General features: G+C 62.9%; 22 protein-coding genes. 15 read left to right on the top strand and 7 right to left on the bottom strand.

What is annotated here, in order from left to right:
- The first annotated feature begins 279 nt into the window (after positions 1–279).
- From mraZ to H8S34_RS01085, 14 genes are all read left to right on the top strand, one after another.
- Positions 280–717, top strand: a complete 438-nt coding sequence (gene mraZ, locus H8S34_RS01150) for a division/cell wall cluster transcriptional repressor MraZ (protein WP_101693536.1) — start codon at positions 280–282, stop codon at positions 715–717.
- Positions 718–766: 49 nt separating this feature from the next.
- Positions 767–1,702 (top strand): 16S rRNA (cytosine(1402)-N(4))-methyltransferase RsmH, encoded by a 936-nt coding sequence (gene rsmH / locus H8S34_RS01145; protein ID WP_101693535.1) that lies wholly within the window; start codon positions 767–769, stop codon positions 1,700–1,702.
- Between the two features lie 49 nt (positions 1,703–1,751).
- Positions 1,752–2,303 (top strand): hypothetical protein, encoded by a 552-nt coding sequence (locus H8S34_RS01140; protein WP_186962815.1) that lies wholly within the window; start codon positions 1,752–1,754, stop codon positions 2,301–2,303.
- 107 nt (positions 2,304–2,410) lie between these two features.
- Complete coding sequence (locus H8S34_RS01135) at positions 2,411–4,846, top strand: penicillin-binding transpeptidase domain-containing protein (protein WP_243207869.1); 2,436 nt, start codon at positions 2,411–2,413, stop codon at positions 4,844–4,846.
- A 100-nt stretch (positions 4,847–4,946) separates the two neighbouring features.
- Positions 4,947–6,455 (top strand): UDP-N-acetylmuramoyl-L-alanyl-D-glutamate--2,6-diaminopimelate ligase, encoded by a 1,509-nt coding sequence (locus H8S34_RS01130; protein WP_186962814.1) that lies wholly within the window; start codon positions 4,947–4,949, stop codon positions 6,453–6,455.
- Between the two features lie 105 nt (positions 6,456–6,560).
- Positions 6,561–7,553: a phospho-N-acetylmuramoyl-pentapeptide-transferase gene (gene mraY, locus H8S34_RS01125; RefSeq protein ID WP_101693532.1), complete on the top strand. Its 993-nt coding sequence runs from the start codon at positions 6,561–6,563 to the stop codon at positions 7,551–7,553.
- Between the two features lie 45 nt (positions 7,554–7,598).
- Positions 7,599–8,819, top strand: a complete 1,221-nt coding sequence (locus tag H8S34_RS01120) for an FtsW/RodA/SpoVE family cell cycle protein (protein WP_243207868.1) — start codon at positions 7,599–7,601, stop codon at positions 8,817–8,819.
- A gap of 42 nt (positions 8,820–8,861) precedes the next feature.
- Positions 8,862–9,986 (top strand): undecaprenyldiphospho-muramoylpentapeptide beta-N-acetylglucosaminyltransferase, encoded by a 1,125-nt coding sequence (murG, locus tag H8S34_RS01115; RefSeq protein WP_101693531.1) that lies wholly within the window; start codon positions 8,862–8,864, stop codon positions 9,984–9,986.
- A 77-nt stretch (positions 9,987–10,063) separates the two neighbouring features.
- The gene (murA, locus tag H8S34_RS01110) at positions 10,064–11,353 is read left to right on the top strand and encodes a UDP-N-acetylglucosamine 1-carboxyvinyltransferase (RefSeq protein ID WP_186962813.1); all 1,290 of its coding nucleotides are present in this window, start codon (positions 10,064–10,066) and stop codon (positions 11,351–11,353) included.
- Between the two features lie 84 nt (positions 11,354–11,437).
- Positions 11,438–12,304 carry a cell division protein FtsQ/DivIB gene (locus H8S34_RS01105; RefSeq protein ID WP_180956884.1) on the top strand — a complete coding sequence of 289 codons (867 nt, stop codon included), beginning with the start codon at positions 11,438–11,440 and terminating at the stop codon, positions 12,302–12,304.
- A gap of 40 nt (positions 12,305–12,344) precedes the next feature.
- Complete coding sequence (locus tag H8S34_RS01100; protein WP_101693528.1) at positions 12,345–13,091, top strand: DUF881 domain-containing protein; 747 nt, start codon at positions 12,345–12,347, stop codon at positions 13,089–13,091.
- Positions 13,091–13,483, top strand: a complete 393-nt coding sequence (locus H8S34_RS01095; RefSeq protein WP_101693527.1) for a small basic family protein — start codon at positions 13,091–13,093, stop codon at positions 13,481–13,483. Before H8S34_RS01100 ends, H8S34_RS01095 begins: the two co-directional genes overlap by 1 nt.
- A gap of 50 nt (positions 13,484–13,533) precedes the next feature.
- Positions 13,534–14,688, top strand: a complete 1,155-nt coding sequence (gene ftsZ, locus H8S34_RS01090; protein WP_101693526.1) for a cell division protein FtsZ — start codon at positions 13,534–13,536, stop codon at positions 14,686–14,688.
- 403 nt (positions 14,689–15,091) lie between these two features.
- Entirely contained in the window at positions 15,092–16,021 is a 930-nt protein-coding gene (locus H8S34_RS01085) for a magnesium transporter CorA family protein (protein ID WP_180956917.1), read from the top strand.
- A gap of 61 nt (positions 16,022–16,082) precedes the next feature.
- Here the strand turns inward: H8S34_RS01085 and H8S34_RS01080 are convergent, their stop codons facing one another.
- From H8S34_RS01080 to H8S34_RS01060, 5 genes are all read right to left on the bottom strand, one after another.
- Entirely contained in the window at positions 16,083–16,652 is a 570-nt protein-coding gene (locus tag H8S34_RS01080; protein WP_101693525.1) for a chromate transporter, read from the bottom strand.
- Positions 16,649–17,224: a chromate transporter gene (locus H8S34_RS01075; RefSeq protein WP_101693524.1), complete on the bottom strand. Its 576-nt coding sequence runs from the start codon at positions 17,222–17,224 to the stop codon at positions 16,649–16,651. The genes H8S34_RS01080 and H8S34_RS01075 overlap by 4 nt, the downstream gene beginning before the upstream one ends.
- Before the next feature lie 57 nt (positions 17,225–17,281).
- On the bottom strand, positions 17,282–18,901 hold the full coding sequence (locus tag H8S34_RS01070) for an NAD(P)/FAD-dependent oxidoreductase (RefSeq protein WP_186962812.1): 1,620 nt from the start codon (positions 18,899–18,901) through the stop codon (positions 17,282–17,284).
- A gap of 12 nt (positions 18,902–18,913) precedes the next feature.
- Positions 18,914–19,624 (bottom strand): purine-nucleoside phosphorylase, encoded by a 711-nt coding sequence (gene deoD, locus H8S34_RS01065; protein WP_101693522.1) that lies wholly within the window; start codon positions 19,622–19,624, stop codon positions 18,914–18,916.
- Between the two features lie 105 nt (positions 19,625–19,729).
- The gene (locus tag H8S34_RS01060) at positions 19,730–20,926 is read right to left on the bottom strand and encodes an acetate/propionate family kinase (RefSeq protein WP_101693521.1); all 1,197 of its coding nucleotides are present in this window, start codon (positions 20,924–20,926) and stop codon (positions 19,730–19,732) included.
- 160 nt (positions 20,927–21,086) lie between these two features.
- Between H8S34_RS01060 and H8S34_RS01055 the strand changes: the two genes are divergently transcribed.
- Positions 21,087–22,292, top strand: a complete 1,206-nt coding sequence (locus H8S34_RS01055; RefSeq protein WP_186962811.1) for a tRNA(Met) cytidine acetate ligase — start codon at positions 21,087–21,089, stop codon at positions 22,290–22,292.
- Positions 22,293–22,548: 256 nt separating this feature from the next.
- Here the strand turns inward: H8S34_RS01055 and H8S34_RS01050 are convergent, their stop codons facing one another.
- Positions 22,549–23,427 carry a rhomboid family intramembrane serine protease gene (locus H8S34_RS01050; RefSeq protein WP_186962810.1) on the bottom strand — a complete coding sequence of 293 codons (879 nt, stop codon included), beginning with the start codon at positions 23,425–23,427 and terminating at the stop codon, positions 22,549–22,551.
- Between the two features lie 92 nt (positions 23,428–23,519).
- On the bottom strand, positions 23,520–25,853 hold the full coding sequence (locus H8S34_RS01045; RefSeq protein WP_186962809.1) for a polysaccharide pyruvyl transferase family protein: 2,334 nt from the start codon (positions 25,851–25,853) through the stop codon (positions 23,520–23,522).
- Positions 25,854–26,014 lie beyond the last annotated feature (161 nt).

Raw genomic sequence — 26,014 nt, 5'->3', positions numbered from 1 at the left:
ATTCTGTCCCATCTTACCATGTTTGGGCCGGAAAGTCACGGTTTTTACAAAAATATGCCAGATTCCGGAGCGAAAGAGGACGGGGATATTATTTAAATCGAACATATGTTTTTGTGCCGAAAACCGTGAAATTTTCCCGAAAAGACGGAACTTTTTTGAAAAAAAGAAATAGAAAATACTTGCAATTTGGTTACAGAGCCTTTATACTAAGAAACAGAATGGAGCAGAATGGAGGAATAGGGAGCAAAATCCCATTCCGGTGAGGGGAGTGAGCGGAGCATGACCGGCACCTACGAGCATACCCTGGATGCCAAGGGCCGTATGTTCCTGCCAGCCAAGCTCCGGGAGGAGCTGGGCCCCAGCTTCCACGTGGCGGTGGGCGCCAATCGCGACGCCGCCGGCATCTGCAAATACCTGGTGATGTATCCGGACGCCACCTGGCGCCGCTTACAGGAGCGGGTGGCCGAGCTGCCCAGCAGCCAGGCGGCCGCCATGGATGTGATCTTCGGCAACGCCGCCCGGTGTGAGCCGGACAGCCAGTGGCGGATCCTGATCCCCCAGGATCTGCGGGACTATGCGGGGCTCACCCGGGACATCGTCGTGGTGGGCAACAATGACAAGGCCAAGATCTGGGACGCCCAGGCTTGGAATGAGAAGAAGAAGCGCGAGCTCACCCCGGAGCAGGTGGCGGAGACCATGCTCCTGCTGGGGCTTTGAGCTCGGGCAGAGAAGATACAGAGATACGTAGAGAGGAGACCGCTCCGGTATGGCAGAATTTACCCACCTTCCTGTGCTGCTGCATGAGTGCATCGAGGGGCTGGACATCAAACCGGAAGGGATCTATCTGGACGGTACCCTGGGCCGGGCAGGCCACTCCCGGGAGATCGCAAAGCGCCTGACCACCGGTCGGCTCATCTGCGTGGACCGGGATCAGGCCGCGCTGGACGCCGCGCAGGAGCGGCTGGGTCCCTGGATGGACCGGGTCTCCCTGGTACATAGCAATTTCTGCGAGATCGACGCGATTCTGGACGGGCTGAAGATCCCGGCGGTGGATGGAATGCTCTTTGACTTGGGCGTATCCTCCCCGCAGCTGGACGACGCGTCCCGGGGCTTTTCCTATATGGCGGACGCTCCGCTGGACATGCGCATGGATCAGAGCGATACTCTGACGGCCCGCACCGTGGTCAACGAGTGGCCCCGGGAGGAGCTGCGGCGCATCTTCTCCCAGTACGGGGAGGAGCGCTATGCCGGCCCCATTGCCGCGGCCATTGAGCGCCGCCGGGCAGAGCGGCCCATCGAGACCACGCTGGAGCTGGTGGAAGTGATCCGCTCGGCCATGCCGGGTAAGGCCCTTAAGGAAAAGCAGCACCCCGCCAAGCGGTGTTTTCAGGCCATCCGCATCGCGGTCAACGATGAGCTCAGCTCGGTGGACCGGATGCTTCAGAGCGCTGTGCCCCGGCTCAAGCCCGGTGGGCGGCTGGCGGTGATCTCCTTCCACTCTTTGGAAGATCGGATCGTGAAAAATGCCCTGGCCGGATTTGCCAAGGGGTGCACCTGCCCGCCGGATTTCCCGGTGTGCGTATGCGGAAAGAAGCCGGTGATCCGGCTGGTCAGCCGTAAGCCCATCGTCTCGGGCGCGGAAGAGCTGGAAGTGAATCCCCGTGCCAGAAGCGCCAAGCTTCGGGTGGCGGAGAAATTGTGATCCCACGGAACCGGGGGATCGCCTTACGAAAGAAAAGGAGTTGGTTCCCATGGCCTCAATCGCCAAGCGTAAAACGAGATCTGCGTACCAGAGGATACCGGGAACTGCCTATGATGGCTCCGCTGCCCGCCGTCTGGAGCGGGCGGAGGTACTGGAGCCCCGTCCCCGGGTCCGCCCCAGAGAGCGGGCTGTCTCCCGCCCCCGGGTACAGGTACGGGAGGCCGGACGTGTCTCCATCTTTGCGGTGGTCGGCTTTGCGGCGGTGGCCGTGTTTGCCGTGCTGCTTCTGATGAGCTATGTCCAGCTGGCGCAGATCTCGGACGATGTGGTCTCTCTCAAGCGGGAAATGACCACCCTTCAGAGCGACGAGGCGCAGCTCCGGGCGGAGTATGCCCTGGCCTATGATCTGAGCGAGATTGAGCAGAAGCTCACGGCGGACGGCAGTATGATCCGTCCGGATGACAGTCAGATCTGCTATGTGGATCTCTCGGAGCCCGATGCCATTGAGTTCCTGACGGAGGATGCCCCGGTGAAAGGGGTAGAAGGGGTGATCCGGAGCATTCAGGAGATCGTGGGCGAAGTGGTGGAATATTTCCGCTGAGTCCTTCCATATAGTACATTGCAGACCCCAAAAAAGAGAACCGGGCTGCCCAGGATTGGCAGCCTTCCGGCGAGGGCGTAAGAAAATTTCACTTTTCTTACGCCCTCATGCAGTATATCAAGGAGAACGGCATGAGAAATGACAAAAAACGACCGCAGCCGGACCGAAAAGCCAACCGGACCATCCTGATGCGCACCCTCTTCCTGATGGTGGTGTGCGGTGTGGTGGCCTTTATCCCGCTGTTTATCCGCCTTTACAGCATTCAGATCGTGCAGCATGACGAGCTGGAGGCCAAGGCGCTGGATCAGCAGACCTGGGACCAGGCCGTCACCGCCAACCGGGGGACCATCTATGACAGCAAGGGTTCTCCCCTGGCCATGAGCGCCGAGGCCTATTATATCCAGCTTGCCCCCCGGGAGATCATCGAGCGGCAGCAGGAATACCGGGAGAAGGTGGAAAAGGCCCAGGCAGAGAGCGACCCGGAGAAGCGGGAAAAGCTCATGCCGGACTATCCGGAGCCCACGAATGAGTCCATTGCGGAGAATCTCTCCGCCATTCTGGGGGTGGGGCAGGAGGAGATCCTCAAGCGCCTGGCCAAGACCAACTCGGCCTATGAGGTCATCAAGTCCCAGGTGGAGCGGGATGTGGCCGACCAGGTCCGGAGCTATGCCTCGGAAAACGGCCTCTCCGAGGGCATCTATGTCCAGCCCAGCTCCAAGCGCTACTACCCCAACAACAGCCTGGCGGCCCAGGTCATCGGCTGGGTCAACTATGAGAACAACACGGTCAGCCACGGCGCCTACGGCATGGAGGCCATCTATGACGAGGAGCTGGGCGGCAAGGTGGGCCGTGTGGTCACCGCCAAGAATGGCCGGGGAACCCAGATGCTCTACCGGTATGAGGACTATGAGGACGCCATTGACGGCAACGACCTCCACCTGACCATCGACGCCACCATCCAGTACTACTGCGAGCGGGTGCTGGCTGAGGGTATCGAGAAATTTGAGGTGCAGGACGGAGGATTTGCCATCGCCATGGACCCCAAGACCGGGGCCATCCTGGCCTGGGCCAACTCGCCCACCTATGACCTGAACAATCCCCGCACCATCAGCGACCCGGTGCTCTCCGCCAAGCTGGACGCCATCAAGAACGATTCCAGCCTGAGCGACGAGGAGCGCTCCAAACAGAGCACGGAGCTGCTCTATGAGCAGTGGAGCAACAAGGCCATCAACGAGCCCTATGAGCCGGGCTCTACCTTTAAATCCATGGTGCTGGCCGCCGCCCTGGAGGAGGGCGTGGTCAGCGAGAGCGACACCTTTGTCTGTACCGGATCGGCCACCGTGGCCGACCGGACCATCAAGTGTTCCAAGCGGACGGGGCATGGGACCCAGACCCTGGCCCAGGCGGTGGCCAACTCCTGCAACCCGGCGTTCATCGCCATCGGGCAGCGGCTGGGGGCGGAGAAGTTCTATGAGTATGTGGAGGACTTCGGGTTCCTCTCCCAGACCGGCATCGACATGATGGGAGAGCCTAATTACAGCGTGTTCTGGTCCGAGGACCTCTTTACCAGCGCCAACGGTATCACCAACCTGGCCACGGCCTCCTTTGGACAGCGGTTCAAGGTGACCCCCATCCAGCTTCTGACGGCGGCGGCCTCGGTGGTCAACGGGGGACACCTGATGAAGCCCTATGTGATGGAGAGCATCACCGACGCCAACGGGAACATCCTCCAGCATACCGAGCCCACCGAGGTGCGGCAGGTCATCAGCGAGCAGACCAGCGAGCGCTGCCGCTCCATTCTGGAGGGCGTGGTCAAGCCGCCGGGCACTGGTAAGGGCGCCTATGTGGCAGGCTACCGGATCGGCGGAAAGACCGGCTCCTCTGAGACCGAGGAGAAGGACCACACCATCGTGTCCTTCCTGGGCTTTGCCCCGGCGGACGATCCCCAGGTCATCGTTCTGCTGGCCTATGACAACCCCAAGCCGGTGGCTCCCGGCGCCAACACCACGGCCGGCGGCTGGTACATCAGCGGCGGCAGCATGGCGGCCCCCCAGGCGGGCAAACTGCTCACTGATATCCTGGACTATATGGGAGTCGCCAAGCAGTATACGGAAGAGGAGAAGGCGGCCATGGATATGGTGGTGCCCTCCGTGCTGGGCATGACCCAGGCCAACGCGACAGCCCGCCTCAAGGAGAGCGGACTGGATGTGCGCGTGGAAGGAGAGGGCGATACCGTCACCGCCCAGATCCCGGCCCAGGGTGTGGCCATCCCGGGCGGAAGCCAGGTCATCCTATACATGGGCGTGGAGAAGCCCACCGACAAGGTGACGGTGCCCAATGTGGTGGGAATGAACCGGGAGCAGGCCCAGACCGCCATGACCAATGCGGGACTCTACCTCAAATCCACCGGTCTCACCGTGGGCAGCGATGTAAAGGCGGAGAGCCAGACCATCACGGCCGGGACCCAGGTGGAGCGGGGCACCGTGGTGGAGGTCCACTTTATCCAGAGCACCGCCAGCGGCGGTGCCGGGACCGGCATCTGACCCGATACCAAACCATAGATAAAAAATAGATCTCACAGACATTTTAGAGAGAATCCATACATAGAGTGAATGGAAGCGACAAACCCAAAGGGGTGACAGTATGAGATTACGCCAGCTTCTGGCCGGCGTCGCCCCTTTGGGGGCGTCGCTTGACTCTAAAATGGAAATTTCAGGAATTTGTTACGATTCCAGGACGCTGCAGCCGGGGGAGCTCTTTGTGGCTCTGCCGGGCAGCCGTACCGACGGACACCGGTTCATTTGGGAAGCGGTGGAGCGGGGGGCCTCCTGTGTGGTGTGTGAGCACCCGCCGGAGGGGGAGGGACCGTGGATCACGGTGCCCGACGCCCGCGCGGCCCTGGCCGCACTCTCGGCCAACTGGTTTGGGCACCCGGCCCGGGAGCTGACCGTGATCGGCGTCACCGGGACCAATGGCAAGACCACCACCACGTATCTGCTCAAGGAAGTTCTGGAGGAGGTACTGGGGGCCCGGGTGGGGCTCATCGGCACCAACCGGAATATGATCGGCGGGGAGAGCCTGCCGGCCCAGCGCACCACGCCGGAGAGTTGGGAGGTCCAGAAGCTCCTGCGGGAGATGGCAGACGCCGGATGCAGCCATGTGGTGATGGAGGTCTCTTCCCACGGGCTGGTCCTCCAGCGGGTGGCGGGGATCTCCTTTGCAGTGGGGATCTTCACCAATCTCACCCAGGATCACCTGGACTTCCATGGGACCATGGAGGCATATCGGGCGGCCAAGGGCCTGCTCTTCCGGCAGTGTGAGCGGGCGGTGGTCAATCTGGACGATGAGGCCGGGCGGTATTACGCCGCCACAGCCCCCTGTCCCTGCTACACCTATTCGGAAAATAAGGACAGCGCCGACCTGACGGCCAAGTGTATCCGGCTTTTCCCGGGACATGTGGAGTTTGAGGCGGTGATCCGGGGCGGAATTTCCCGGGTTCATCTGCCTATCCCGGGCGGATTCACCATTTACAATGCCCTGGGCGTCATCGGATGCGGCTTGGTCCTGGGGCTTCCCCTGGACGGGATCGCCCAGGCGCTGGAACACGCCCAGGGGGTCAAGGGCCGCATCGAGGTGGTGCCCACCCCCACCGACTACACCGTCCTCATCGACTACGCCCACACCCCGGATGCCCTGGAGAACATCCTCACCACGGTGCGGGATTTTACGGCGGGACGGGTGATCTGTCTCTTCGGCTGCGGGGGAGACCGGGACCGGGCCAAGCGCCCCAAGATGGGAGCGGTGGTCTCGGCCCTGGCGGATCTGGCGGTGGTGACCTCGGATAATCCCCGCTCGGAGGAGCCCATGGAGATCATCTATGACATCCTCCGGGGCATGGACCCATCCGGAGCCCCCTGGCGGGTGGAGCCCGACCGGCGCAGGGCCATCCGGCTGGCCCTCTCCCTGGCCCGGACGGGGGACACCGTGGTCCTGGCCGGGAAAGGACATGAGACCTACCAGGAGGTGGGGGGCATCCGCTTCCACCTGGATGAGCGGGAGGAGGTGGCCTCCTGCTTCCCCCCGGATGCCCCGGCGGTGGCCGCCATGGCAAAAGGGGGAGAGAACCCCGCTGCGGGGCGGGATATTTCGTGACATATTTCTCCGCCCTTTTGGTGGAAATACCAGCGTGTGTGTGATAAAATACGTCTTTGTGAGTGAATCCAGGTTTATTACAAAGAGGTACGGAGGTTCAAAAGAATGGATTTGAGTATTGTCCTGAGCATCCTTCTGGGATTCGTGGTGTCCGCCGTGGCGGGCCGGCTGCTGATCCCGGTTCTGCGCCGGCTGAAGGCGGGGCAGGCCATCAAGGAGATCGGTCCCACCTGGCACATGACCAAGCAGGGGACCCCCACCATGGGCGGACTGATGTTTATCATCGCCATCGCGGTGGTGCTGGTGGTCATCGGCTGGAAGGACCTGATGGCGGGCCGTCTGGGCGGTCTGTATACCTATCTGTTTGCGCTGGTGTTCGGCGCCATCGGCTTTCTGGACGACTATATGAAGGTAAAGAAGAAGGAGAACACCGGACTCACCGCCGGACCCAAGTTCCTCCTTCAGCTGGCGGCTGCCATTGTGTTTACCATCCTGCTGCGCAATGAGGGGTACCTGAGCCCCGATCTCTACATCCCCTTTGTCAACGTGACCTTCCAGCTGCCCTGGGTGGTCTATATGGTCTTTGCCGCCTTTGTCATGGTGGGCACGGTCAATGCCGTGAATATCACGGACGGAATCGACGGCCTGTCCAGCAGTGTCACCGTGCCGGTGGCCATGTTCTTCACCATTGTGGCGGTCCAGTGGGACCGCGGGGAGATCGGTGTGGTCTCCGGCGCCCTGGTGGGCGGACTGCTGGGCTTCCTGATCTATAACTTCCACCCGGCCAAGGTCTTTATGGGCGACACCGGCTCCCTCTTCATGGGCGGCATGGTGTGCGGCCTGGCCTTCGCGCTGGATATGCCCCTGATCCTGATCCTGGTGGGGATCATCTACATCGCGGAGACCCTCTCCGACATCATCCAGGTCACCTATTTCAAAGCCACCCATGGCAAGCGGATCTTCCGCATGGCGCCCCTCCATCACCACTTTGAGATGGGCGGCTGGAGCGAGGTCAAGCTGGTGGTGGTCTTTACCAGCGTGACCGTGGTATTCTGTGTGCTGGCCTACCTGGGTGTGGCCAACCGTTTTCCCGTATAATCTGCCCGGAAGTCCGGGCGGGGCCAAGAGCAAGGAGGCGATTCTTTGGCGCGGAAACACAAGCGAGACCTGACCGTGGAGGAACAGCTGGCCCGCGGGCCGGTGGACCTGCCCTTTCTGATGTTGGTGGTCATGCTGACCGTGATCGGCGTGGTCATGGTCTTTTCCGCCTCCTATGCCACGGCGCTCTATGACGCCAAGACGGCCCACAATAACCCTACCTATTATTTTGTCAAGCAGGCGGGCTTTGCGGTGGCGGGACTGGTGGCCATGTATGTGGTCACCAAGATCAACTATCAGTCCTTCCGCTGGATGTCGGTCTTTGTGCTGGGCGCGGCCTATGTGCTGCTGCTGCTGGTCTTTACCCCGCTGGGCTTTGGTAAGGCCACGGTGGGCGCCCAGCGGTGGATTCAGATCGGCCCCATCAATTTTCAGCCCTCTGAGGTGGCCAAGATCGGTGTTATCATGTATTTTTCCGCCCGGCTCTGTAAGCGCAACACGGAAAAACCCCGGCGGATCAATCCCCGCTCCTACTGGAGCGGTCCCCTCACTGCGCTGCAGCGGACCGGTTTTCTGGAGCTGGTGCCCTATGGGGCCATCCTGCTCTCCATCGCGGTGCTTATGATGCTGGAGCCCCACATGTCGGGTACCATCCTCATCATGCTGGGCGGCGCGGCGGTGCTCTTTGCGGCGGGAATCAAGCTCTACTGGTTCGTGGGCGGCGCGGCCGGCCTGGCCGGGCTGCTCCTGCTGATGATGAGCGGCTATCAGTCCACCCGTATCAAGATCTGGAGAGACCCCTGGAACGACGGCATGAACGGACGGGGGGACGGCTTCCAGATCATCCAGTCCCTGCTCTCCATCGGCTCCGGCGGCCTGCTGGGCGTGGGCCTGGGCAAGAGCCGGCAGAAATTCGATTTCCTGCCCGAGCCGGAGAATGACTTCATTTTTGCGGTGGTCTGTGAGGAGCTGGGTCTGGTGGGGGCCTGCGTGATCCTCTTCCTCTTCGCGCTGCTCATCATCCGGGGCTTCTGGATCGCCATCCACGCCCGGGACCGGTTCGGCGCGCTGCTGGTGGTGGGTATCATGACGCTGCTGGCCGGACAGGTGTTTCTGAACATCGCGGTGGTGACCAACCTCATTCCCACCACAGGCATTTCTCTCCCATTTTTCAGTTACGGCGGCACCGCCCTGATGATCCAGCTGGCCGAGATGGGGATGGTATTGAGCGTATCCCGTCAGATCCCGGCAGCCAAGCAGGGATAGCACCGGTGCAAGATACAGAGAATCAAGAAGGTTGTGAGAAAGATGAACGTACTCTTTACCTGTGGCGGCACGGCCGGACACATCAATCCCGCTGTGGCGCTGGCCCGGCTTTTTCAGCTCCGGGACCCGGACTGCAAGGTGCTCTTCGTGGGGGCGGACGGCGGCATGGAGACCCGTCTGGTGCCCAAGGAGGGCTATGATCTGCGCACGGTGACCATCACCAACTTCCGCCGCTCCTTTACCCCCGCGGCCATCGGACACAACCTGAAGACTGTGGTCAACATGGGCCGCTCCAAGAAGCAGGCCCAGCGGATCCTGAAGGAATTTCAGCCCGATCTGGTGGTGGGGACAGGTGGCTATGCCTCCTATCCTATCGTGAACGCGGCGGCGGCCAAGGGGATTCCAACTGCGGTCCACGAGTCCAACGCGGTGCCCGGCCTGACCACCAAGGCCCTGTCCAAGGTGGTGGATCAGGTGATGGTGGGCTTTGAGGAGAGCCGCAGCCACTACGACTGCCCGGAGAAGGTCGTGGTCACCGGGACCCCGGTGCGGGGAGACTTTTTCCAGTACACCCGCAAGGAGGCCCGTGCCAAGCTGGGCATCACCGACGAGCGGCCGGTGGTGGTCTCGGTCTGGGGCAGCCTGGGCGCGTCGGTGATGAACCGGCAGATGGCCGACTTCATCGCCCTGGAGTGCAAGGCCGGGGAGCCCTTCCATCACATCCACGGCGCGGGCCGGGATTATAAGAACGTGTGCGCCGCGCTGAAGGAGCTGGGTGTGGATCTGAAGGATCACCCCTCCATCGACGTGCGGGAGTATATCTACGACATGCCGGTGGTCATGGCGGCGGCCGACCTGGTGCTCTGCCGGGCGGGAGCCTCCACCATTTCGGAGCTGACCGCCATCGCCAAGCCGTCGGTGCTGGTCCCCTCGCCCAACGTGGTGGCCGACCATCAGACCAAGAACGCCCGGGTCCTCTCCGAGGCGGGCGGCGCCGTGCTGCTGCCGGAGAAGGAGTCCTCCGGCCAGAAGCTCTATGAGATCACCGCCGATCTGCTCACCCACAAGGAGAAGCGGGACGCCATGGGAGAGGCCCTGCGGCACATGGCGGTGCCCGATGCCAGCGAGCAGATCTACAAGACCCTTCTGGCTCTGACGCGGAAATAAGGTTTTTCACCGATGGTTCCGCTCTGCATAGGATGGTTTGTAAAACCAACAAACCAATGTTGCGGAGGACGGAATCCATGAGTGCTTTGATCGTTGAAGGCGGACGGCCGCTGAGCGGCACAGTCCGCGTCCATGGGGCGAAGAACAGCGCCCTTCCCATCCTGGCTGCCGCCATTCTGGCGCCTGGGACCAGTGTGATCCATAACTGCCCGCCCCTGTCCGATGTGACGGCCTCTCTGGAGATCCTGCGCCATCTGGGCTGCCGGGTCACCCAGGAGGGGACCACCGTGACGGTGGACGCCACGGCCCCGGTACGCTGGGACGTTCCCCACGCCCTGATGCGGGAGATGCGCTCCTCCGTGATCTTCCTGGGGGCCATCCTGGGACGGATGGGGGAGGCCGACCTCTCCTTTCCGGGCGGGTGTGAGCTGGGACCCCGTCCCATCGACCTGCACCTCAAGGCCATTCGTACCCTGGGGGGAGAGATCGAGGAGCGGGGCGGACGCCTGTACTGCCGGGGTGCGCTGAAGGGCCGGGAAGTGATCTTTGCCCGTCCCAGCGTAGGGGCCACCGAGAACGCCATGCTGGCGGCGGTGGCGGCGCCCGGGACCACTATTTTGTGCAATGCGGCCCGGGAACCGGAGATCGTGGATCTCCAGGGCTTCCTCACGGCCATGGGCGCCAGTGTGCGGGGCGCGGGGACCTCCATGGTGGTGATCGAGGGCGGCCGGCCCCTGCACGGCGGGGAATATACCGTCATGGGGGACCGGATCGTGGCCTGTACATATCTGGCGGCGGCTGCGGCGGCCGGAGGCGAAGTGACGGTGACCGGAGTGGACCCCCGGCACATCTCCACCGTGACGTCGGTCCTGGCGGAGGCTGGCTGCCGGGTGGTCAGCCAGCGGGATGCCGTCTGCCTGAGCAGCGACGCCCCCCTCTTTGGGAGCCGCCCCATCCATACCGCCCCCTATCCCGGCTTTCCCACCGACGCCCAGCCCCCGCTGATGGCGGCCCTCTGCAAGGGAAAGGGGACTACCCTCTTTGTGGAGAATATTTTTGAGAGCCGGTACCGCCATGTGGACGAATTGGCCCGGATGGGAGCCGATATCCGGGTGGAGGGCCGGGTGGCCGTGGTGTGCGGCGTGCCCGAGCTCCACGGCGCGGCCGTGGAGGCCGCCGATCTGCGGGGCGGAGCCGCGCTGGTGGTGGCCGCTCTGGCGGCCGAGGGACGCAGTGTCATCACGGGTCTCAAGCATCTGGACCGGGGCTATTGGCACCTGGAAGAGGCCCTGGGCGAACTGGGGGCCCAGATCACCCGCGGCGGAGCGGAAGAGGAGTCCGAGCCGTCCGCATTGGTCGGCCGGTAGCAGACCGGAACGGGAGATCCCCGGGAGTGGACGATGCTCCCGGGGCGGGGCTTACCAAGGAGAAGAACAGCGGAGGACAGACAAATGGCGGCGAGAAGAAAACGACGGGGAAGGCGCAGACGGGGACGCTTCGGCATCCTCTATAAAGTGCTGTCCTTTTTTCTCATCCTGGCTGCCATCGTCACGGGCTGTATCGTCTTTTTCCGGGTCAATGAGATCGTGGTGGTGGGGGAGACCCGCTATTCCGAGGCGGAGATCATCGCTGCTACCGGCGTGGAACAGGGGGAAAACCTCTTCCAGCTCAACAAGTTCGACATGGCCCACAAGGTATTGACACAGCTCCCCTATGTGGATGAAATCACCATCAGCCGTAAGCTGCCCGATACGCTGGTGCTCAAGGTGACCGAGAGCACCCCGGTGGCCGTACTGGAGAGCGGAGGGAACTGGTGGCTGCTGGATGTACGCGGAAAACTGCTGGAGCAGGGAGATGCCTCTCTGGCCCAGGGACGGGCGGTGCTGACCGGACTCGACCCGCTCTCCCCGGCGGTGGGAGGCAAGCTGGCCGTGGGCGAGGAGCAGCAAAAGAAGCTGGAGAGCCTTATGGCCCTCTTCAATGCCCTCCAGGCCAGAGGAATGGCCGGACAGGTGACCGAGTTTATCGACCTGACCGCGGAGAATGTGGTGCGGTTTGGCTACGGGGGGACCCTCACGGTGGAGATGCCCCTCTTTGACGACTTTGGGAACCAGACCTGGCGGCTCCAGCGGGCGCTGGAAGAATTGAGCGCCCGAAACGGAACGGTGAGCGGTACGCTGCACCTCCCCTCCGAGGGAAACAAGGCCTGGCTGTTGGCCCAGCGCTGGATGCCGGGGGATGAGACGGAGAGCTCCTCCACCGGGGAGGAGAGCACGGCCTCGCCCTCGCCCAGCCCAAGCCCCGCGCCGGAGGCTTAAATCAGCTTGTCCCCAACGGTCGGGGTAGAAGGAGGAAAATATGCCAAAGAGACGCAAACGCGGAGAGTTCGCGGTGGTGGCGGCCTTTGCCGTCCTGGGATTTCTGCTGGCGGTCCAGCTCAAGAGCGTCAAGCTCAATACGGCGCTGGACGCCACCAGTGCCGGCCGTCTGGAGACCCTTCAGGAGCTCTATAACGATCTGACCACCGAGCGGGACGGATTGAAGAGCCGTCTGGAGGAGACGCAGAAAGAGCTGGAGCAGTACCGGGACGCGGCGGTCTCCGGAGAGAGCAGTGCCGCCCTCAAGGCGGAGGTGGAGTATCTGTCCATGGTGGCGGGGCTGACCGACGTGGAGGGACCGGGGGTATCCGTCATCCTGAGCGACTCCAAGGCGGAAAACACCACCGGGGATGAGGCCGACTATCTCATCCATGACAGCGACCTGCTCTCGGTCATCAACGAGCTGCGGGACGCGGGGGCCCAGGCCATCTCCTTCAATGGAGAGCGCATCCTCTCCACCAGTGAGGTCCGCTGTGCCGGCTCGGTGGTCATGGTCAACGGAAAGCGCTTTGCCGCCCCCTTCATCATCTATGCCATCGGCGATCCCACCACCCTCTACAACGCGCTGACCATGCGGGGCGGCGTGGTGGATGTGCTCAGCCAGTGGAAGATCAACGTCACGGTACAGATGAGTGAAAAGCTCCTGATCGAGAAGTATACCGGGACCATCCCCACCGATTATCTGAGTACCCCCACGGCCACCGGGGAAGAAGGGAGTGAGGGCTGATGCTGAAACTGGAATTCATCGGCCTCGCGGTGGGCCTTCTGCTGGGGTGGCTGTGCCCCTGGACCTTCCCGGCCTCCTCCTCCCTCTATGTGGCGGCAGGTCTGCTGGGCGCGCTGGACTCGGCCTTTGGCGGCTGCAATGCCCGCATCAAGGGCCACTTCAAACTGGGGATCTTTCTCTCCGGCGCCATTGGAAATACCCTCATCGCGGTCTTTCTGGCCTGGCTGGGACAGAAGATGGGGATCCCCCTCTATCTGGCGGCCGTGGTGGTGTTCGGCACCCGCATGTTCCAAAACTTTGCAGAAATCCGGCGTGAGCTATTGACCAACAGGCAAAAGAGCGATAAAATAAACCAAGATATTGATTCTGAGCCGTTCGACGGCACTAAATAGCAGATTTTTACTTTTATAGAGTCGAATTGTTTTACTTAGGAGGAGCAGATATGCCATTTGGACTGGATACCGGGCCGGACAGCGTAGTTACCATTAAGGTAATCGGTGTAGGCGGCGGCGGAAATAACGTGGTAAACCGGATGATCGAGACCGGTATGGAGGGCGTGGACTTCATTGCGGCCAATACGGACAAGCCCTTTCTGGATGTGTCCCGCGCCACCTACAAGGTGCAGCTGGGTGAGAAGCTGACCGGCGGCCGGGGCGCAGGTGCCGATCCCGAGAAGGGCCGCAAGGCCGCGGAGGAGAGCCGGGCCCAGATCTCCAAGACGCTGGAGAATACCGACATGGTGTTCATCACCGCCGGTATGGGCGGCGGTACGGGTACCGGCGCCGCTCCCATCGTGGCCGATGTGGCCAAGGAGATGGGTATCCTCACCGTGGGCGTGGTGACCAAGCCCTTCAACTTTGAGGGCCGCCGCCGCATGATGCAGGCGGAAAAGGGCATCGAGGACCTGCGGGACAAGGTGGACAGCCTGGTCATCATCCCCAATGAGCGTCTGAAATACGCCACCGACCAGAAGATCACCTTCCTCAACGCCTTCCAGATCGCGGACGACGTGCTCCGCCAGGCGGTGCAGTCCATCTCCGACCTCATCAAGAAGACCGGCCTCATCAACCTGGACTTTGCCGATGTGTCCGCCGTTATGAAGGACGCCGGCATGGCCCACATGGGCGTGGGCCGGGCCGCCGGCAAGAACAAGGCCGAGGAGGCCGCCAAGATGGCCATTTCCAGCCCCCTGCTGGAGACCTCCATCGACGGGGCCAAGGGCGTGCTCATCAACTTCACCGGTTCCATGGACATGAGCCTGGAGGAAGTGGACGCCGCCGCCGGTCTGGTCAGCCAGGCTGTCCATCCCGACGCCAACATCATCTTCGGTACCACCTTCGATGAGAACATGGAGGATGAGATCCGGATCACCGTGATCGCCACCGGTTTCGAGGACAACTACCCCGGCGCCCTCTCCAACAAGCCCTTCTCCGCTCCGGAGAAGAAGGAGGAGTCCGCCCCGGTGAGCGCCGCTCCGGTGTCTCAGAGCGTGTCCTCCTCCGTGTCCAGCGCGCCGGCTCCTGCGGCCGGTGAGAGCACCGGTATGACCGATGACGGCTGGGACGATATCTTCAAAATCTTTAATCAGAAGCACTGATTCTGCCATGCGGCCCCGGTGATCCGGGGCCGCATTTTTTGTCCTTGCATTCGGGCGCGGCGGGAGGTATAATGAAGCGTACGGGACAGGCGGACATGCCGTCCCCATGGCAAGGTGACCGGTTTTGTTCGGCCGGTCCCTTCGCGGAGTGAGATCCGCAGATCAGCTTGGCCAGCGAAGGAGTGATATGCGCCGTGAGCAGCGACCCTTGGAGTCGAAAACGGAACAACGAGATCCAACCAGCGGCGCGCAGAGCCTGAGCCGGAGCCTTTTTTCCGTGCTGTCTGTGCAGCCGTGGTATTCTTGCGCTTATCCGGGTGCAGGAAACGAAACGAAAACACAGACGCGCGGGTGAATTTGTCTGTTGATACAGACCCCATCCGCCGGGAAAGGCGTGATTTTTTTGCTCTCGATCCACAAGACCATTGACGGGAAAATGACAAAGCTGGATACCATCCAGGACGGATGCTGGGTCAATCTGACCTATCCCAGCGAGGACGAACTCAACACGGTGGCTGCCACGCTGGGCGTGGAACCCACCTTCCTCCGGGCCGCACTGGATGAGGAGGAGACCTCCCGTATCGACACGGAGGACGGGCAGACCCTCCTGATCATCGACGTGCCCGCCGTCGAGAAGGACGACGCGGTGGTGTACTCCACCCTCCCTCTGGGCATCATCGTCACGGAGAAGCATATCATCACCGTCTGCCTGAAGGAATCCTCCATCATCAAGGATTTCCAGGACGGTCTGGTGCGCAATGCCGAGACCCAGAAGCGGACCAGCTTTATCCTCTATATGCTGCTGCGGGTGGCCAAGCGCTTCCTCCAGTACCTCAAGCAGATCGACAAGATCTACAACTACATGGAGCGGCAGCTCTACAAATCCCAGCGGAACAAGGAGCTGATCCAGCTGCTGGATTTGGAGAAGTCACTGGTCTACTTCAATACCTCTCTGAAGGCCAACGAGGTCACCCTGGAGAAGATCCTCCGCGGACGGATCATCACCCTCTACGAGGAGGATCACGACCTGCTGGAGGACGTGCTCATCGAGGTGCGTCAGGCCATCGAGATGGCCAACATCTACTCGTCCATCATCTCGGGCATGATGGACGCCTTTGCCAGCGTCATCTCCAACAACCTGAACGTCATCATGAAGGTGCTCACCTCCATTACCATTCTGCTGACGGTACCCAATATCGTCTTCAGCTTCTACGGCATGAATATCGAGGGGAGCGGATTGCCGCTGGCGCAGTTCTGGTGGTTCCCCCTGACGGTTACCGCGGTCATCATCGGCATTGTGGCGGTCATTCTGAAGAAGCGGGATCTCTTCTGATTGGATAAGAAAAAAGAACGGTCACAGAAAAGGACTTTTGCCTTTTCTGTGACCGTTTTTCTTATCCCAGACCGGGGAGAAACAGATAGAGGATGCCCCCCAGTATGCCGCAGCCCAGCATGACCACAACCGGGTCACACTTCCAGCGGCGCAGCACGGCGAAGGCTCCCACAAAGAGCCCTACCGCCACAAGATCGGGAAGGACGGGCGCAAAGCCCTCCGTTCCCCAAAAGGCGGTTATGACCAGAGAGAGTCCCGCCGAGGCGATGAGGGACACGATGGCCGGACGCAGGCCGTACAGGGCCCCCTGGATGGCGGTGAGACTCCGGTACCGGTAGTAGACCCAGGCCAGCAGGGAGACAATGACGCAGGAGGGGAAGACACAGCCCAGGGTAGCCACAATAGCCCCCAGGGGCCCGGCGATCTGGGTGCCCACAAAGGTAGCGGCATTGATGGCAATGGGCCCCGGGGTCATCTGGGAGATGGTGATGAGATCGGTGAGCTCCGCCATATCCAGCCAGTGGTGGACGTCCACCACCTGGGTCTGGATGAGGGGAAGGGCGGCATATCCTCCGCCGAAGCTGAAGAGCCCGATCTGGAGAAAGCTGAAAAAGAGCTGGATCAGGATCAAGGCGAACCCTCCTTCCGGCGCTGGGCGGCAAAGGTGGCGGTGATGCCCAGAAGCGCGCAGACCAGAAGGATCCAGGCCACATTGAGCCCGTCCCAGAGCAGGGTCACCAGAAAGGAGCCCGCCATGATGGCGGTGGGAAGCCATTCCCGCCGCCGCAGGATGTCCCCGCCCATGTCCACCACCACACTGGCGATGACGGCGGACACACCGGCCTGCATCCCCTTGAGGACGGCGGCCACCACCCGGTTTTCCCGGAAGGCGGTGTAAAAGAGCGAGACCACCGACAGGATGAGAAAGGGCGGCAGAATGGTCCCAAGGATGGAGAGGGCGGCCCCCAGCGGCCCGCCCACCCGGTACCCCAGCAGGATGGCGGCGTTGACCGCGATGGGGCCGGGTGCAGACTGGGCGATGGCGGTGAGGTCCAGCATCTCCTGCTCCTCCAGCCAGTGGAGCTGGTCCACAAACTTCTGCTTCATCAGGGGAACGATGACATAGCCCCCGCCGAAGGTAAAGGCGCTGAGCAGAAAGGTGGAGGAGAACAGACGGAAATAGAGTGTGTGGTCCCGCTTCAAAACAGGAAACGCCTCCTTTTGCACTGTGCTTGCCGGGAAAGGGGAGTGGACAGCCCGTCAGGGACGGGTGGCCACTGCTTCGGCCACCCGCACTCCGTCCACGGCGGCCGACATGATGCCACCGGCGTATCCCGCGCCCTCTCCGCAGGGGTAGAGCCCCCGAAGGCCGGTGGACTGGAGATCCTCCCCCCGCAGGATGCGCACGGGGGAGGAGGAGCGGGTCTCCACGCCGGTGAGGACGGCGTCCGGGGCGGCAAATCCATGCACCTTCCGGTCAAAAATGGGGAGGGCCTCCCGCAGGGTGTCGGTCACATAGGCCGGGAGGCAGCGGGTGAGGTCGCTCCAGGTGACCCCGGGGCGATAGGTGGGCTGCACCTGACCGGGCCCCTGGGAGGGGCGTCCCGCCAGGAAATCGCCCACGGTCTGCGCGGGGGCGTGGAAAAGGGGGGCGTCTTTCTGCCAGCGAGGGGCCGCGCCGCCCGTCCCCAGCTCCCAGGCCGCCAGCTCCCAGGCCTCCTGGAAGCGGACCCCGGCCAGGGGATCGTCCCCGGGGAAATCCTCGGGCCCCACACCCACCAGGAAGCCGCCATTGATGTTCTCCCCGTCCCGGGCCCGATGGCTCATGCCGTTGGTGACCACCTGGCCGTAGTCCGAGGCGGCGGCCACCACCTCTCCGCCGGGGCAGACACAGAAGGTGAAGGCACTGCGCCCCGAGGGAAGGTGACAGGAGAGCTTGTAGTCGGCCGGGGGCAGGTCCTTCCAATAGTCCCCGAACTGGGCGGCGCTGATGTCCCGCTGCCGGTGCTCAATGCGCACGCCGATGGCAAAGTTCTTCTGCTCCATGGGCAGATCCATGGCGTGGAGCATGGCGAAGGTGTCCCGGGCCGAATGGCCGGGGGCCAGGATGAGGGAATCGCAGGGGAGGTCATAATTGCCCGTGTCCGTGGTGACGGTGATGGAGCGGACCGCTCCCTCCTCCGTTTGAATGGCGGTGAGCTGGCTCTCAAAGCGCACGTCGCAGCCCAGGCGGATGAGCTCCAGCCGGATGGCTTTGACCACCTGGCGGAGCACGTCGGTGCCGATGTGGGGCTTGTGGCTCCAGGCCACGTCGGCGGGCGCGCCCGCCCCCACCAGGGTGTCCAGCACGGTGCCGATGCGGCTGTCATGGGTGCCGGTGGTGAGCTTGCCATCCGAGAAGGTGCCCGCGCCCCCCTCCCCGAACTGCACGTTGGAGGTGCGGGAGAGGGCGCCGGTGCGCCAGAAATGCTCCACATCCGCGGCGCGCTCGTCCACGTTCCGGCCCCGCTCCAGCACGATGCAGGGGATTCCGGCCCGGGCCAGATAGAGGGCGGCAAAGAGTCCGGCCGGCCCCATCCCCACCACCACCGGCGGCAGGGAGGAGCGGCGCAGCACCGGCGGGAAGCGGTAGGGCTTCCGCTCTACCTTGGAGACCTGCTTGGACTTGCAGCGGCTGAGGACCTTCTCCTCCCGGTCCACCGCCACCTGGACGGTGCAGACCAGATGGACGTCGTTCTTTTTCCGGGCGTCAATGGACTGGCGGATGAGCCGGAGCTCCCCGATGTCCTCGGGGCGCAGATTCAGGACGCGGGCGGCGCGCTTGCGCAGCTGATCCTCCCCGCCGCCCACGGGGAGGGAGAGATTGCTGATCTGTATCATGGGGCGGAGTCCTTACAGGGCGGCGGCGGTGTCCAGTGCCACCTCCATCATGGCGGTGAAGGCGGTCTGCCGCTCAGCGGCGGAAGCGCTGGCGCCGGTGAGGAGCTCATCGGAGACTGTGAACATGGCCAGGGCCTGCTTTCCGGCCCGGGCGGCGTTGCAGTAGAGGGCGTTGGCCTCCATCTCGATGGCCAGGACGCCCATCTTCCGCCAGTCCTCCACGGGGGAGACGTCGTCATAGAACACATCGGCCGAGAGCACGTTGCCCACCACGCAGTGGAGATCCTTCCGGGCAGAGGCAATGGCCTCCGCGGTCTTGAGCAGGGGGAAGGAGGCGGTGGGGGCAAAGAGGCCGGGCAGGTGGTACTGGGCGGCGAAATTGGAGGTGGTGCAGGCACCCATGGCCATGACCAGGTCGCCCACCTTCAGGTCCTCCCGGATGGAGCCGGTGGTGCCGATGCGGATGATATTCTCCACGTCGTAGAAGTGGTAGAGCTCATAGGAGTAGATGCCCATGGAGGGGCAGCCCATGCCGCTGCCCTGGACGGAGACCGGGACGCCCTTGTACTTGCCGGTGAAGCCCAGCATGCCGCGCACGCCGTTGACCTGCACGGCGTCGGTGAGGAAGGTCTCGGCAATGAATTTGGCCCGGAGGGGGTCGCCGGGCATGAGAACGGTCTTGGCGTAAGCGCCGCGCTCGGCTTCGATATGGGGAGTGGACATAGTGAGATCCTCCTTGTCAGTGAGTGTATGATTTGGGGGAAGTGGGAAAAAACAGACATCCCCACGGCCGGACTGGGACCGCGGGGATGCTGCGATGCAAGAAATTTACTTGCCGACGATCTCGGCGGTGTCGCGGGCGATCATGAGCTCCTCGTTGGTGGGGATGAGCAGGACCTTGACCTTGGAGTCGGCGGCGGAGATGACAGCCTCCTTGCCGCGGACGTTGTTGGCCTCGGCGTCCATCTTCACGCCCATGAACTCCAGACCGGAGGCGATGGCCATACGGGTGGCGGCGTCGTTCTCGCCCACGCCGGCGGTGAAGATGATGGCGTCCACCCCGCCCATGGCGGCGGCATAAGCGCCCACGAACTTGCGCACGCTGTACTGGAAGGCCTCCAGAGCCAGAGCGGCACGCTGGTTGCCCTGAGCAGCAGCCTCTTCCAGGTCACGGAAGTCGGAGGACACACCGGAAATGCCCTGCACGCCGGACTTCTTGTTCAGAACGGTGAGCATCTCCTTGATGTCCATGTTGTACTTGTTCATCAGGTACTCCAGGATGCCGGCATCCAGATCGCCGGAACGGGTACCCATGGGCACGCCGGCCAGGGGGGTGAAGCCCATGGTGGTGTCCACGCTCTTGCCGCCGTCGATGGCGGTGATGGAAGAGCCGTTGCCCAGGTGGCAGGAGATCAGCTTGAGCTCCTCAGGCTTCTTGCCCAGCATAGCGGCGGCACGGCCGGCCACGTACTTGTGAGAGGTGCCGTGGAAGCCGTAGCGGCGGACCTTGTCGTTCTCATAGTACTCGTAGGGCAGAGCGTAGATGTAGCTCTTGGCGGGCATGGTCTGATGGAAAGCGGTGTCGAACACGGCGACCATGGGCACGCCGGGCATGACCTTCTCGCAGGCCTTGATGCCGGTGATGTTGGCGGGGTTGTGCAGAGGAGCCAGGGGGATGCACTCCTCCAGAGCGGCCATCACGGCCTCGTCGATCTTGACGGAGGAGGCGAACTTCTCGCCGCCGTGGACCACGCGATGGCCCACCGCCTCGATCTCGCTCATGCTCTTGATGACGCCGTGCTCCGCGCTGGTCAGAGCGTCCAGAACGGCCTGGATGGCCTCGGCGTGGGTGGGCATGGCGATCTCAAACACGTGCTTGGCGCCGGTGGCGGGGATCTTGTGGGTCAGACGGCCGTCGATGCCGATGCGCTCACACAGACCCTGAGCCAGGACCTCCTCCGTGCTGGGATCCAGCAGCTGATACTTCAGGGAGGAGCTGCCCGCGTTGATAACAAGAACCTTCATGACACATAACTCTCCTTTATTTTGGGTTCCCCGGCTTGTGTGCCGGGGGGAAGGTATTGTAGAATAGAGCTGTAACATATGTATTTTAGCGTATTTTTCTGGAAAGAACAACCCCGCTTTGCCCCATGTGATAGGATTTTTTTCAAGGAGGCCCCTTTTTATGCGCGCAGTTGGAATAGTAGCCGAATATAACCCCTTTCACACGGGACACGCCTGGCATATTGCCCAGACCCGCCGCCGTCTGGGCGGGGAGCGGGCCATCGTGTGCGCCATGAGCGGGCACTGGGTCCAGCGGGGAGAGTGTGCGCTGACCGACAAATGGTGCCGGGCGGAGCTGGCCCTGCGGGGGGGCGCCGACCTGGTGCTGGAGCTCCCCACCCTGTGGGCCTGCGCCTCGGCCGAGGCCTTCGCCCGGGGGGCGGTGGAGGTGCTGGCCGGGACGGGGGTGGTGGATACCCTCTCCTTCGGCAGCGAGAGCGGGGAGCTGAAGTCTCTCCGGGCGGCGGCCGACTGCCTGAACCGGGAGGAGTACCACCGGGAGGTGCGCCGTCTGGCGGGGACGGGGATGGCCTTTCCGGCGGCCCGGCAGGCGGCGGCCGCAGCGCTGCTGGAGCAACAGGGGCGGCCGGACAGGGCGGCCTGCCTGGCCCGGCCCAACGACAACCTGGGGATCGAGTACCTCCGCTTTCTCCCGGCCGGGTGGGAGGCCATGACCGTGCAGCGGCAGGGCGTGGCCCATGACGGCGGGGCGGCGGAGGGCTTTGCCTCGGCGTCCCATCTGCGGCAGCTGCTGCGGGCAGGAGAGAGCGGGGCGGCAGAGCCATTTCTCACCCAGCCCTGGCAGGGAAACCTGGCCGACGGAGCGCGGTGCGAGCGCCTGGTGCTGGACCGTCTGCGTACCATGGAGGAGGGAGACTGGGCCCTCCTCCCCGACAGTGGGGCCAGGGAGGGTCTGCCCGAGCGGCTGGTGCGCTGCGGCCGGGCGGCGGGCACGGTGGAGGAATTTTTGACCCTGGCCAAGACCCGGCGCTATACCCACGCCCGGCTGCGGCGGATGGTGACCTGGGCCTTTCTGGGTCTGACCGCCCGGGACCGGCCCGCGCATGTGCCCTATCTGCGGGTGCTGGGCTTCAACCACCGGGGCAGAGTGCTGTTGGCCGAGATGAAGGAAAAGGCCACCCTCCCCATCCTCACGAAACCGGCCCACGCACGGGCGCTTTCCCCGGAGGGGCGAGCCCTCTTCGCACTGGAGAGCCGGTGTACCGACCGCTTCGGACTGTGCCTGGAGGCGGTCCCGCCCTGTGGGGAGGAGTGGCGGCACAGCCCGGTGGTCCTGCGGGAAACAGAATACAGCGTCGTTCCATAGACACGCTTCTCAAAAATGCAAGCATTTTTTCGAGTGGATGCAGGCCGCCACGCGCACTTGCTTTCGCGCGCACACTTGCGGCCTGAGAGGAGTGTTTTCCGACGTACACGCCGCCGGAAAACACGCTTTGACCCTCTTCCGCCGTCTGCGGACGGCGGAACTCTGCGAGGCTCTTGCAGCCAAAATCGCAGAGATATACTTTATTGCCAGACTAAAATGGGTCCGTTCCCTCCAGGGGAACGGACCCATTTGTTTATCACTGGATATGCACGTGGTTGTTGATGTGCTCTTTGCAGTAGCAGTAGTAGCCGTTGCACTTGGAGCAGTAGCGGAACTCCAGATCGGGGTAGTCCGTGTCGGTCTTGCCGCACACGGCGCACTTGTGGATGTACTCCTTTTTCTGCTGGGCCTGCTGCGTGGCCTTCTTGAAATTGACGGTCTGAGCCGAGGCCTGATGGCGGCGCCGGGCATTGGCGCGGCGGAACAGGCGGCTGATATCCGACCAGAAGAAAATGGCGTAGTTGACCCAGGCGGCGATCAGCATGGGCAGCAGAACGGGGAGCAGAATGGGCAGGAACACCCGGTTCATGCTGACGATGTTCCACACCTGAAGGAAGACATAGAAGCCAGCCAGCCACTTGGCCTTGACGGGCAGAATGAAGTACACCCGAATCTGAGCGTCGGGATAAAGGGTGGCAAAGGCCAGAAACAGGGTCTCATGGACCGAACCGAGGCTGACCATATAGCCCATGGTGCCGCCGGTCCAGAAATAGGTGACGATGCTGGCCAGGAAGGTGAGTACCGCGCCGCAGAGGTAGAACAGGGTGAATTTGGCACTTCCCCAGCTCTCTTCCATGGTATTGCCCAGGAAGTAATAGAAGAACATGGCGACCACGAACCAGATCGGCCTGGAGGCCTCGGGCACAAAGACAAAGGTGACCAGGCGCCAGAGCTGAAGATTCAGAATGGCGGCCCCAAAATCCAGTCCCAGCAGGGCGCTGGCCATACCGCTGGAGAACATGTCCAGCACATAGACGATAACGTTGCCGAAGATGATATAGTTGATGAGATGGGGGATCCCGAACCGCGGATGTTTGTAGCAGAAGCGGTCCAGCCAAGTGTCAATCGAACGCAAACGAATACCTCCCAAACAGTATTGTCCAGAGTCTACCCTATCCTAGCAGGGTGAAACGGAAAAATCCAGAACAATTTGTAAATATTTCAGTCCTACTTCAAAACCTTCCGGATGACCTGCTTCATCTGGGGGGTGAGGACCTTGGAGGCCATGCGGTAGGGCAGCGGGGGCTGGGAGAGGAACTGGGCCGCGGTCTTTTCAAAGGGACGGGTGCGGAAGGAGGCAAAGAAGGCGGCGCGTTTGGGGCTGGGCACGCTGGGGGAGGCCAGACGGGGATTGCCCGCCACCGCCTCGGAGAGGGGACGCTCCACCTGGCCGAACCGGTCGGCCAGGGCGGCGAAACGCTCCTCCGCCTTGCCCGAGTTAACCAGCACCAGAGAGATGCCCTTGCTCCGGTCAGTAGGCAGCTCCAGCTTGGGGTCCAGGCCCCAGAAGTCGCCCAGGGTGAAGTCGGCCGGCCGGTGGGTGTTGGTATAGGCGCACTGGGCGCAGCAGGGGCGCAGGAAGAGTCCCATGCCGAAACCCCGGCCGAAGGTGGTGCGGTAGAGCACCTCGGTCCAGTGGCTGCCGTCCGAGAACTCCGCGGTGAGGTGGGCGGTCTGCCAGCCGTGCTCCTTGTCCCGGAAGCGCAGGTTGGTGACCTGCTTGCCGTGGGTGTGCTCCAGCTCCTCCACAAAGGCGCGGAGGACGGCGGGGGAGGGTACGCCGTGACACACCAGATCCACGGTGGTGAGCTGGGGATAATCCCGGCCCAGATAGCGGTTCAAACCGTCCACCTGGCAGGCAAGGCCTGAGAAGAGCACGGGCGTTCCCTGCTCCAGAAGGTCCTTGATCTGGCGGAAGGTGTCGCCCAGGTCGCTCTGGGCGTATTTGGAGCCCCGCATGGGGGCCAGTTCCGCCTCGGTGCGGGCGGGGGCATGGCGCACGACGCGGCCCTGCTCCAGCACGGCCCCGAAGACCACGCCCCCCCGCTGGAAGGTGTCCCGGGCCAGAACGGTGAAGAAGCCGCCGGAGGTGCTCTTCTGCCGCACGGCCTCCTCCTTGCACCAGACGGCGTGGACCGGATCGGGCTGAGCGTCGCTGTCGGCGGCGGGACGGGGATGCAGGCCGGGGCAGACCCCCTCGCACTTCCGGCAGAGCACACAGGCGTCAGATACCACGGGGCGGAGGAAGCCCTCATGGTCGGGCTGCATGGAGATGGCGTTCACCGGGCAGACCGAGGCGCAGGCAGTACACCCGGTGCAGGCCGCCGGAGCGCACAGGGTGGGCCGGTTGGCGGGCGCGGTGGGCTCATCGGTCTGCTCGGGGGGAATGGGGGTGCCCTCAATGGCGGCCTTTAGATAGGCCAGACAGTCGCTGCGGGCCTCGGTGAGCTTTTCGTGGACATGGTCGTAGTCGATGGGGGCGTCCACGGGGGCGGTAGTCGCCATGCCGATGACCCGGTCGGCGCAGCCCAGCCGGGAGAGAAGGCTGTAAATGCGGGAGAAGGTGGGGTTGGCCCGCTCCTTGGGGGACATGGAGGTGAAGAAGGGGCGGTCGAACTGGAGGGAGAAGACCGCGCCATGGAAGGAGTTGGTGCACACGCAGGCGGCATGCTGGAAGAGGCCCAGGAACTCCCGGGGACCGGCGTCAAAGACCAGCTCCTTCACACCGGGGAGCTTCCGCCGGGCGCCGGCCAGCTGCACGATGGGCCAGCCGGTGCGCTCGGCCAGGGCCTGGACATAGGGAGCCACCTCTCCGGGATCGGAGACAAAGTAGCACAGGATGTAGGGGCCCTGGATCTTGGGGGCCACGGCCAGCTCGCCCCACTGCTCGCCGGTGAGGAGCAGGGTGGGGTCCAGCACCAGCCGGGCATCCCGTCCGGCCACCTCTTTCATGAGCACCTGTCCCCGCTTCTCCCGGGCGGAGAGGGCGTCAAAGCTGGAGAGGTAGTGCCGGAACTGGGCGTCATAGGGGGGCGGAAGGGTGGGGGTGGCCAGACTGGGCGCGTAGGAGATCTTCCGGCCCTCCCGGACAAAGTCCAGCAGGAAGGCGGGCTCAAACTGCTTGTCCGCGTAGATGAAGGGGTTCCAGATCTGGTCGCTGCCCGCCACATAGACGTCATAGGCGGGCGGATCGTTTTTCAGCTCCTGAAAGGAGGTGTAACGGCGGGGACTCAGATTCATCTGCTCCTCCACAAAGGCATTGAAGCGATCATAGCGGGCCTTGAAGGCGCCGTAGTGGAGGGCGGTGTGGGCGTCGGAGGCCAGTGCGCGCACCGAGGCCGAGCGCTTGAAGAGCTCATTGGTGCGTGTGGTGTGGGGCAGACGGAAGTCGATGATCTCGCAGTCGTGGCCCAGGCCCTGAATGGCCCGCATGGTGGCGTAGGCCTGAAGCTGAGCCCCGTAATGGTGGGCAAAATGGAAGGTGATAAGACCTGTTTTCATAATCAAGGGTCACTCCTGTATTATTTTCCACGGCATTTAGCTCTCTATTATACCATATACCTATCATACCCTTCAAGACAAATCGGGAAACCGGTGGGAAGAGGAGAATCGGGAAGAAAGAGTGGACAAACCGGGTGGTTGACGGTAAAATAAAGAGCGTG

Origin of the sequence: Pseudoflavonifractor hominis (assembly GCF_014288125.1) — a bacterium.
Taxonomy (GTDB): Bacteria; Bacillota; Clostridia; order Oscillospirales; family Oscillospiraceae; genus Pseudoflavonifractor_A; species Pseudoflavonifractor_A gallinarum.
Note: the sequence above shows the minus strand (reverse complement) of the source record. Positions and strands in the feature narration are given on the sequence as shown.